This is a genomic window from Pseudomonas sp. TR47, from assembly GCF_044143025.1.
Taxonomy (GTDB): domain Bacteria; phylum Pseudomonadota; class Gammaproteobacteria; order Pseudomonadales; family Pseudomonadaceae; genus Aquipseudomonas; species Aquipseudomonas putida_E.
In genome coordinates, this window is the sequence record NZ_JBHFCS010000008.1 from 208991 (window position 1) to 218988 (window position 9998).

Below are 9998 nucleotides of genomic sequence, written 5' to 3' on the forward strand. Positions count from 1 at the left end.
CCATCACGGCGCGCTGCCCCGCCAAAAGCGCTTTTGCGCCCGCACCCCTTCCACTTCGCCATGGTTGCCCAGCAGCAACCGCAACGCCCCCTCCACCGCCGTATCGTGAATGGCCATCCCATGCCGCCGATAGCGCTCGACCACCTGCACATGCGGATGCCCAAAACCGTTGTTGCGCCCCCGTGAAATCAGCACGCCGCGCGGCGCCGTGGCGCGGATGAATGCCTCGGTCGAGGAACTACGGCTACCATGGTGCGGTGACTGCAGCCAATCGATACGTGGCGTCGCGTGGGCCGCCAACCACGCGCGCTCGGCGCCCGCCTCCATATCGCCTGCCAACAGCAGCCGCTCCCCCTGCGCCTCGACCAGCAACACGCAAGAGCGGTCGTTGCTGCTCTGCCCTTGGGCCCAACGCCACAGCGAAAAGCGCACGCCATCCCATTCCCACTGCTCATCACTGGCACAAGGCTGCAGTGCAAGGTCCCCGAGCACTTCGCCGCCCAGCACACGCAACACCGGCAACCCACGGTAGACAGCTGGCGCGCCACCTGCATGGTCGGCATGGGCATGGCTGATCAGCATGATGTCCAGGCGCTTTACGCCCAACTTGTGCAGGGTCGGCAACACCACCCGTTCACCCAGATCGCTATCGCCCCGCGCCGGGCCGGCGTCGTAAAGCAGGCTGTGGTTTTGCGTGCGCAGCAGTACCGCCAAGCCCTGCCCGACATCCAACTGCCAGACCTCCACCTGCCCCTGCGGCACAGCCTCCCTGGGCACCCACAACGCCAGCAGCATCGCCCCGCCCAGGCTGCGCAGGGGCACACCGGACGGCAGCAGCACCAGCAACGCCCCCAAACAGACCATCAGCCAGGCCCAGACCGGCAAAGCAGGCGGTATCCACGCCGGGCGCCAGTCCGCCACCCAAGCCAGCAACCGGAACAAGACATCCAGCAGCCCACCCGCCAACCACAACAGGCCTTCACCAACCCCTGCCAAGGGCAGCAGCAACGTTCCAAGCAGCGCCAAGGGCAATACCGCAAGGCTGACCCAGGGCACTGCCAGCAAGTTGGCCAGTGGGGCACTCAGGCTGACCGGCAAACCGGTGGCGATCAGTACCGGCAGCAAGCCGATGGCGATCACCCACTGGGCGCGGGTCCATCCTTGCCAGGGCCGCCAGCGGCCCAGACGTGAGCTGAAGCAGTAGACCAGGGTCGCCACCGCCGCAAACGACAACCAGAACCCTGGCAGCAGCGGCGCCAGCGGCTCGGCGACCAGCACCCCGATGAGGGCCAGCAGCAAAGGGAACAGCGCCCGAAGATGGCGAAAGCGCAGGCGCCAGAGCAGAACCACCGCCAGCATCAGGCAGGCGCGCTGCACCGGCACCCCCGCACCGGCCAGCCAGCCATAGGCCAGCGCCGCGCCCAGTGCCAGGCCGCACGCACACGGCAACCAGGGTAGCGCCCGTGGCCACAGGCCCCAGCGCGCCAGGCCGGCGACCAAGGCGTAAAGCAGGCCGGCGACCAGGCCGATGTGCTGACCCGAAATCACCAACAGGTGTACCGTGCCCGTGGCCTGCAGCGCTTGCCAGTCCTCACGGGCCAGGCCGGCGCCATCGCCGAGCACCAACGCGACAAGGGCCGCTTCCCGGCCATGCGCGGCGACGCTCAACAAGCGCTGGCGCAGTGCGTCACGCCAACCCGGCTGCGCGGCGTCCAGCACATGGCCCGCCTTGACCGTACCAGTGGCGCCGATACGCCTGGCCAACAACTGCGCCTCCCGGTCCGGACCGTGCGGGTTGAGCAGCCCGGCCGGGCGCTGCAAGGTCGCGGCCAGGCGCCAGCGCTCGCCAGCCCGCACCGGCGGGCCATCGAACCAGTGCAATTGCAGGCGCTGGGGCAACGCAGCGCGGCGCGAGCGAGGTTGCTCCAACTCAAAGCGCACACCACTCAGCGTATGGGCCGGCAAGCCGACCACCCTGCCCTCCAGCCACAGCGTTCGGCCATCCAGGCCTGGGGCCAGGCGATCATCCAGTGCCTGCTGCGCCGACCAGCAAGCCCAGCACATACCCAGCACGCAGCAGCCCAGCGGCCACAGCCGTGTGCCCAGGCAAACCAGGCCGCCGCCGAGCAGCAGCCACAGCCACCCGACCGATGGCAATTCGGGGAGAACGCCCAGGCACAACAGCCCGAGCGCCAGCGCAAACATCCCTGTGCGCATGAGTTAGAGCTCCAGAAACGCAGTTACCCCTCAGGCATAGACGAAATGACGCCAAGGCTCGCTCAACAATTGTCACAAACTCTGAACAAGGCTGAGACGGAATCAAGGCATACTTCCCCGATGACCGCTCGGGGAGCCTACATGCCGCGCCGCCTTTTCAAACGCTACATGCCGGACCCGACCAGCATTCGGGAACACAAGTCCTTACGCTTTTTCGGCAAGTTGCTGCACGACCCGAATCTCTGGCACCTGAACCGCCACTCGGTGGCCCGGGCCATGGGTGTGGGCCTGTTCGCGGCGTTGATTCCCGTCCCCATGCAGATGCTGCTGGCGGCAGCGCTGGCGATACCGGTGCGTGGCAACCTGCCGATCGCCGTCAGCCTGGTGTGGCTGACCAACCCGCTGACCATGCCGCCCGTGTTCTTCGTCACCTACATGACCGGCGCCTGGTTGCTGGGCACGCCGCCGCGCAGCCTGCCCGAAGACCTTACCTTCGAATGGATCACCGGCCAGCTGGCAACGCTCTGGCAGCCGTTCCTGCTGGGCTCGGTAGTGTGCGGTGTGGTGCTGGGCATCATCGCCTGGTTCACCACCCTTCTGTACTGGCGCTGGTGGATTGGCCGGCAATGGCGCCGGCGCAAGCACAGGGTCTCAGGCGCGCATGCCGCGGCCACTGACCAGCAGGCGGACGCACAGCGCGTAGAGCACTGCGGTGGCGACCAGCATGAAGGTGATCGCCGTACCAATGCTGATATCCGACACCCCTAGGATGCCGTAGCGGAACGAGTTGACCATGTGCAGCACCGGGTTGGCCAGCGACACGGTCTGCCAGAACGGCGGCAGCAGGTTGATCGAATAGAACACCCCACCCAGGTAGGTCAGCGGCGTCAGCACGAACGTCGGGATGATCGAGATATCGTCAAAGTTGCGTGCAAACACGGCGTTGACGAAGCCAAGCAGCGAAAAAATGGTCGCCGTCAGCAACACCACGACCACCGTCACGCCCAGGTGATGGACCTGCAGGTGGGTGAAGAACAGCGACAGGATGGTCACGATCACCCCCACTGCCAGGCCTCGCAGCACCCCGCCCAGCACGTAGCCGACCAGAATGATGTGTGGCGATACCGGCGACACCATCAACTCTTCGATCGAGCGCTGGAACTTGCTGCCGAAAAAGCTCGACACCACGTTGCCGTAGGAGTTGGTGATCACCGACATCATGATCAGCCCGGGAACGATGTACTCCATGTAGGTGAAGCCGCCCATGTCGCCGATCTGCCGGCCGATCAGGTTACCGAAGATGACGAAGTACAGGACCATGGTGATGGCCGGCGGCAGCAAGGTCTGCGGCCAGATACGCAGGAAGCGCCGCACTTCGCGGTAGACGATGGTGTTCAGGGCGACCCAGTTGGTGCGCAGTTCCACACTCATACGGCCACCTTCGACAGGTTCTTTTCAACCAGGGACACGAACAGCTCCTCGAGACGGTTGGTCTTGTTGCGCAGGCTCTGCACTTCGATGTTCTGCAGGGCCAACTGGCCGAACAGCGCGGTAATGCCGATGTCCTTGTCCACCTGCACCTCAAGGGTATGGGGTGTCAGCAGGCGGCATGGGTAGCCCTGCAGCGTGGGCGCCTGGGCCAGGTCCTGCCTGAGGTCGAGGACGAAGGTCTCGACATGCAGCTTGCCCAGCAGCTTGCGCATGCTGGTGTTCTCGACAATCGTGCCGTGGTCGATGATGCCGATGTTGCGGCACAACTGCTCGGCCTCCTCCAGGTAATGCGTGGTCAGGATGATGGTGATGCCCTTCTGGTTGAGCTCGGTGAGAAAGCTCCACATCGAACGGCGCAGCTCGATGTCCACCCCCGCTGTCGGCTCATCGAGGATCAGCAGGCGCGGTTCGTGGATCAACGCCCGGGCGATCATCAAGCGGCGCTTCATGCCACCGGACAGCGAACGCGACTGCACGTCACGCTTGTCCCACAGCCCCAGCTGGGTCAGGTATTGCTCGGCGCGCTCCTTGGCCAGTTTCGGCGGGATGCCGTAATAGCCGGCCTGGGTCACGACGATGTCGAAGGTTTTCTCGAACTGGTTGAAGTTGAACTCCTGGGGCACCACGCCCAGGCAGCGCTTGAGCGCCGAGGGTTCGCGATCAAGGTCATGGCCAAACACGTTCACCGTGCCGCTGGTCTTGTTGACCAGGGTCGAGAGGATGCCGATGGTGGTGGATTTGCCGGCGCCATTGGGGCCCAGCAGGGCGAAGAAGTCACCTTCGGCGACGTCCAGATCGATGCCTTTGAGGGCCTGGAAGCCGTTGCCGTAGGTTTTGGTCAGCTGTCGGATGGACAGGGCAGAACTCATAGCGGGTCACGTACCGAGTGAAAAGGTCAGGACACGCCAGGGCAAGTCACTGGCGCAGTGAGTGCGGCCATGGTGCAAGGCCTGGCCGCACAAGTACAGTCATGTGTATTGATAGTGACTATCGAAGCAGGTTCAGGTCAGTGCCGTCATCACCGCCGCCTGGTAGGCCGGGCGTTGCTTCAGCCGCTCGTACCAGGCTTGCAGGTGGGGCATGGCCGGGCGCTCGATGGGCATTTCGAACCAGGCGTACACGAAGCTCCCCAGTGGGATGTCGCCCATGCCGATCTGGTCACCGGAAAGGTACGGTTGGTGCGCCAGGGTTTCATCGGCGATCGACAGCAACTGCGCGCACTGTTTGTGCGCGGCATTGATCGCGACCCAGTCGCGCTGGTCTTCGGGGGTGCGCAGCAGGCCCCAGAACAACGGGCGGAACGCCCCTGCAAAGGACGAGGTGGTCCAGTCCATCCACTTGTCCGCCAAGGCGCGCTGGCGCGGGTCTTTCAGGTACCAGCCCTGCTCTGCGCCGTACTCGGCGCACAGGTAGCGCACGATGGTGTTGGACTCCCACAGGGTAAGGTCGCCGTCTTCGAGCATCGGCACCAGGCCATTGGGGTTGCGGGTGCGGTAGTGCGGCTCGTTGACGACACCGAAGGCGCCGCCGGCGTCGATGGATTCGAAATCCAGGCCCAGCTCGTGGGCGATCCACAGTGCCTTGCGCACATTGCTCGAATTCTTGCGACCCCAGATCTTCAGCATGACGACGTCCTTATGAATGCGAAGGGGTGAGTCTACTCCAGGCCTCTGTCGCCTGCATCGGCGAGTGGGTCGATACAGACGAACAATGAGCTGAAACTCCCACAGCCACACCCTGTCACTGTTCTGATACTGCCGTTCACTGTGTTGCGTCTAAGCTCTGTGAGACGGCCCAAGCCCCTGGTTCCAAGGAGGAAGGATTATGTTGCTGTTGTGGTTGCTGGTCCTGGTGATCGGCACGGCGTACCTCACCCACCGGCGTCTGCCACCGCTGCAGATACTCGCCATCGTTGCCGGCTATACCCTGCTGATGGGCATCTTCAGCTCGGCGCCCGGCTGGCTGCTGGCGTTGATCTGGCTGGTTCTGGCCGCCAAGGCTGCCCTGCTGTTGCTACCCGAGTGGCGGCGTAAGGTATTCACCGGCCCTGTGTTCAAGTGGTTCCAGCGCACCCTGCCGCCCATGTCGCAGACCGAACGCGAAGCCATCGACGCCGGCACCGTATGGTGGGACGGCGAGTTGTTCAGCGGCCGCCCCGACTGGCGCACGCTGCTCGACTACCCTGCGCCAACACTTACCGAAGAAGAACAGGCCTTCATCGATGGCCCGACCGAGGCGCTGTGCGCGATGGTCAGCGACTGGCAAATCGGTCAGGATCTCGACCTGCCGCCCGAGGCTTGGGCCCATATCAAATCGCAGGGGTTCTTTGCCCTGATCATTCCCAAGGAATACGGCGGCAAAGGTTTCTCCGCTTACGCTCATTCTCAGGTCGCCATGAAGCTCGCCACGCGCAGTGGTGACCTAGCCTCCACGGTGATGGTACCCAATTCCCTCGGCCCGGCTGAGCTGTTGCTGCATTACGGCACCGACGAGCAACGCAACCACTACCTGCCACGCCTGGCCCGGGGCGACGACATTCCGTGCTTCGCGCTCACGGGCCCCCTGGCCGGCTCCGATGCAGGCGCAATGCCGGATACCGGTGTCATCTGCAAAGGCCAATGGCAAGGTGAGGAGGTCATCGGCCTGCGCCTGAACTGGGAAAAGCGCTACATCACCCTCGGCCCGGTCGCCACCCTGCTCGGCCTGGCCTTCAAGGCCTACGACCCGGATCACCTGCTGGGCGAAGAAGAAGAGCTGGGCATCAGCCTGGCGCTGATCCCCACCGACACCCCCGGTGTGGAAATCGGCAAACGCCACCTGCCACTGGGCGCGGCCTTCATGAACGGCCCCAACAGCGGCAAGGACGTGTTCATCCCGCTTGAATTTCTCATCGGCGGCCAGGCCATGCTTGGCAAGGGCTGGATGATGCTGATGAACTGCCTGTCGGTGGGCCGCTCCATCTCCCTCCCTGCTGTGGGCACAGGTGCTGCCAAATACACCAGCCTGGTCACCGGCCAGTACGCCAACATCCGCGAGCAATTCAATGTGCCACTGGCGGCTTTCGAAGGCATCCAGGAATCATTGGCGCGCATCGGCGGCAACGCCTGGCTGATGGACAGCGCCCGCCTGCTGACCGCCAAGGCCGTGGACCTTGGCGAAAAGCCTTCGGTGCTGTCGGCAATCCTCAAGTACCACCTCACTGAACGTGGGCGAGAATGCATCCAGCACGCCATGGACGTGCACGGCGGCAAGGGCATCATCATGGGCCCGAACAATTATCTGGGCCGCAACTGGCAAGGGGCGCCGATCTTCATCACGGTCGAGGGCGCCAACATTCTTTCGCGCAACTTGATGATCTTCGGCCAGGGTGCCATCCGCTGCCATCCGTTCGTGCTGAAAGAAATGGCTTTGGCTGGCCGTGATGACCGGGAGCAGGCTCTGAAGGAGTTCGACGAACTGCTGATGAAGCACATCATGTTCGCCGCAGGCAACGCGGCCAGCACGCTGATCTTCAACCTGGGGCTGGGGCGCTTCGAGCCGGAGCCCGGTGATGCCTTGAGCCAAGGTTATTTCCGCGCCCTCAATCGCCAAGCCGCCGCCTTCGCCCTGCTGGCCGACCTGTCGATGATGCTGCTGGGGGGTGCGCTCAAGCGCCGCGAGCGCCTGAGCGCGCGCCTGGGCGATGTGCTCAGCTACCTGTACCTGTCCAGCGCCGCGCTCAAGCGCTACCACGACCTGGGCTCACCCGAGCACATGCAGCCACTGCTGCGCTGGGCCATGGAAGAAAGCCTGGGCCAGGCGGAAAAGGCGCTGGACCGGCTCCTCGACAACTTCCCCAACCGCTTTGTCGGTTGCGCACTGCGCGTGCTGGTGTTCCCCTTCGGCCGCCGTCATGCCGGGCCCAGCGATGAACTGGATGCCGAGGTGGCGGCGCTGATTGGCCGCAGCAAGGGCGACCCGGCACTGGAGGAGTTGCTCGCCGGCTGCTTCCGGCCGCAGGCCGAAGGTGACCCGGTGGCAGCATTGCAACGGGCCTGCAACCTGCTGGACGAAGCAGCGCCACTGCACAAATTGCTGCATCAGGCGATCAAGGAGGGCAAGGTACAGCCCGCACCTGGGCAGTCGGCCATCGATGCGGCAGTTCAGTGTGGTGCACTGCAAGTCGAAGAGGGACAACGCCTGCATGCAGCCGAAAAGGCACGCAGGGCCGTGATCGATGTGGATGCATTCGACAAGGAGCAATTACTGCCTGAACAAGGCAAGGTGCGCTGAATGCAGGGGGCCGTTTTGCGGCCCCCTGCCCACCGGCGTATACTCCGCACCCGTTTCAACCACCTCAAGGACCATCCACATGGCCAACCCCCACCTGGAATACCACCTGCAACTGCTGAACCACCTGCGCACCATCCTGGTGGCGCTGGGTGAAGCCGACCAGGTACCGGAGGAAAGCCACGCCCTGTTCCTCGAACGCTTCGATGAACTGCTGACCCTGCTGCCGCAGGACCCGCTGCAAAGCCAGTACCTGGGCCAGGACCTAATCTGCCAGGTCATCCAGCGCTACCCACAGATCGCCCATCTGGTGCCACGCGACTTGCTATGGTTCTTCGCCGGCGACTGCTTGCACTTCATGCCTGATGAAGAGCTGGAACTGTATCAACGCCTTGAAGAGCGCCGGTACGAAGCCGAACAGAACGATGAGCCCTTCGACTGGCACCAGGAGAAGCAACTGCTCAATGGGCAACCGGGCAGCCAACACTAGACTGGGCTGGCCCGGGGGGCAAAGTCGAATGTGGCAAAACGCTTCAGGCTTGTTGTAGCCGCATTACATCGCGCAGAGACAGCAGCGGCATAGGAATGATCGTTACCGCGAATCGCCATTCAGTGTCTACACGAAGATCTTCAGCCATCAGGATTGTCACAGGAGTTGGTGCTGCCGACAGGGGTGTGAATATCCCTTGCGTCGATACCTCACCGTTGCCAGCAAGGATATGCCACTTGACATGCTCCGGCTGTAACACCGCCTCCTCCTGATAGCGGTTGAAATAGCAACAACTCAAGCGTAAAGCGGCGCCCTCAGCGTGAAATCTGATGAAGTGAGTCGGCCCAACGAATGTCGTGACGTAAAGTGCTGAGGCCGAGGCTCCTCCTCCAGCAGCCGTCACCACATCGGTGCGCGCAGGTAGCAACGAATAGCTTGATTTCAAAACAGCGGGGATCAGCGTTTCCCCCGGCTCGCTGAACAAGATGCCAGGCGGCTTTGTTGCGGGCTCATAAAAGTGATCGCTGCCTTCTTTGACAATACGTCCACCTGCATCACCCGCCACACTCCAGACCGCACCGGGTACGGGAGTGCCGACAAACCCCAATTGCTGCCTTAGCTCACCGGCGGGAAAAATCCGTGCCTGCGGAGCGATTTTGTGCACTGTACCAGCACTCGCAACCGTTAAGGGATTCCACGGCCTTTCAGGGCCGACCTTGTAGTTGCTTAGCCACCCCGTGGAGAGCTTCGTTCCTCCATCAGGTACGCAGGCGCCCGGTGGCGTAACCAGATGGCTGAACCACGCATTGTCTGCGGGGGGGGAACCTGCAGAAACTTCTGGAAAATTGGTTTGTGAAAACTGCGCAGACAAGACTGTCTGCACTTCAGGCGTAGGGGCCTGTAGCCTCCGACCTGCAAGGTTTTTGTATGCTTGAGGTTGTTGATGAAACAGGAAATGCCGATCTGCCAGACTCTCAGTCGTCAACATGTAAATGTAGAGGTCCTGAAGCCGCGAATCGACAGCCCGCGGCATCATCGCGATTTCAATTTTTTCTTGCCGATCATAATAATCCTCATACTCCGCAGGCACTGCTGTAGGGATTCTGGACTCCTTTGGGTAGTAATAGGCGTAACTGGCGTCCCCGTTCCATTCGAGGCTCAGCACACTTTGATCTTGCGCACGGTACCTGAGGTAGCTGCTAGCGAGAGGCAGCGTCACCCTCAGCCTCGCAGCGGGGAGCGGTACCTCGGTCAACCGAAGGATCTGCTCGTCACCCCTATTACCGAGCTTCTTGGTGTCGGCGACAACGTCATACGCCGGGTACAGATTAACTTCGCTATAAACATTGCCCGTCGCAATAATTTCAATGCGCGAAAACTTTCTCATCGTCGTCTCCATGATCCCGCCCGGCATAGGCGTGACCGTAACAATCGACTCGATCAGAAAGTCATCATGATTGACATCTCTCCACAACGCATTGGCAGTGGACAGGTCCATCCACATGGACAGTAGCACTGAGCCCCCAGAGGC

General features: G+C 62.6%; 8 protein-coding genes. 3 read left to right on the top strand and 5 right to left on the bottom strand.

The window, feature by feature from the left end:
• Positions 1-3 precede the first annotated feature (3 nt).
• Positions 4-2217, bottom strand: coding sequence for a DNA internalization-related competence protein ComEC/Rec2 (locus ACEWE8_RS11755; protein WP_046786571.1), 2214 nt, complete (start codon positions 2215-2217; stop codon positions 4-6).
• A 141-nt stretch (positions 2218-2358) separates the two neighbouring features.
• Here ACEWE8_RS11755 and ACEWE8_RS11760 point away from each other — a divergent pair, with 141 nt between their 5' ends.
• The gene (locus ACEWE8_RS11760; RefSeq protein WP_119688512.1) at positions 2359-2985 is read left to right on the top strand and encodes a DUF2062 domain-containing protein; all 627 of its coding nucleotides are present in this window, start codon (positions 2359-2361) and stop codon (positions 2983-2985) included.
• Here ACEWE8_RS11760 and ACEWE8_RS11765 read toward each other — a convergent pair.
• The 3 genes from ACEWE8_RS11765 to ACEWE8_RS11775 form a co-directional block, all read right to left on the bottom strand.
• Positions 2869-3648, bottom strand: coding sequence for an ABC transporter permease (locus ACEWE8_RS11765; RefSeq protein ID WP_012313417.1), 780 nt, complete (start codon positions 3646-3648; stop codon positions 2869-2871). The genes ACEWE8_RS11760 and ACEWE8_RS11765 overlap by 117 nt on opposite strands.
• Positions 3645-4577: an ABC transporter ATP-binding protein gene (locus ACEWE8_RS11770; protein WP_039601023.1), complete on the bottom strand. Its 933-nt coding sequence runs from the start codon at positions 4575-4577 to the stop codon at positions 3645-3647. The genes ACEWE8_RS11765 and ACEWE8_RS11770 overlap by 4 nt, the downstream gene beginning before the upstream one ends.
• A 132-nt stretch (positions 4578-4709) precedes the next feature.
• Positions 4710-5333, bottom strand: a complete 624-nt coding sequence (locus ACEWE8_RS11775) for a glutathione S-transferase (protein ID WP_046786572.1) — start codon at positions 5331-5333, stop codon at positions 4710-4712.
• Positions 5334-5532: 199 nt separating this feature from the next.
• Here ACEWE8_RS11775 and ACEWE8_RS11780 point away from each other — a divergent pair, with 199 nt between their 5' ends.
• Together ACEWE8_RS11780 and ACEWE8_RS11785 are read left to right on the top strand one after the other, a co-directional pair.
• Complete coding sequence (locus tag ACEWE8_RS11780) at positions 5533-7980, top strand: acyl-CoA dehydrogenase (RefSeq protein ID WP_046786573.1); 2448 nt, start codon at positions 5533-5535, stop codon at positions 7978-7980.
• 79 nt (positions 7981-8059) lie between these two features.
• Positions 8060-8467, top strand: a complete 408-nt coding sequence (locus tag ACEWE8_RS11785) for a PA2817 family protein (RefSeq protein WP_039601026.1) — start codon at positions 8060-8062, stop codon at positions 8465-8467.
• A 43-nt stretch (positions 8468-8510) separates the two neighbouring features.
• Here ACEWE8_RS11785 and ACEWE8_RS11790 read toward each other — a convergent pair.
• The coding region (locus ACEWE8_RS11790; RefSeq protein ID WP_395589307.1) for a hypothetical protein at positions 8511-9998 on the bottom strand (1488 nt) is incomplete at its 5' end.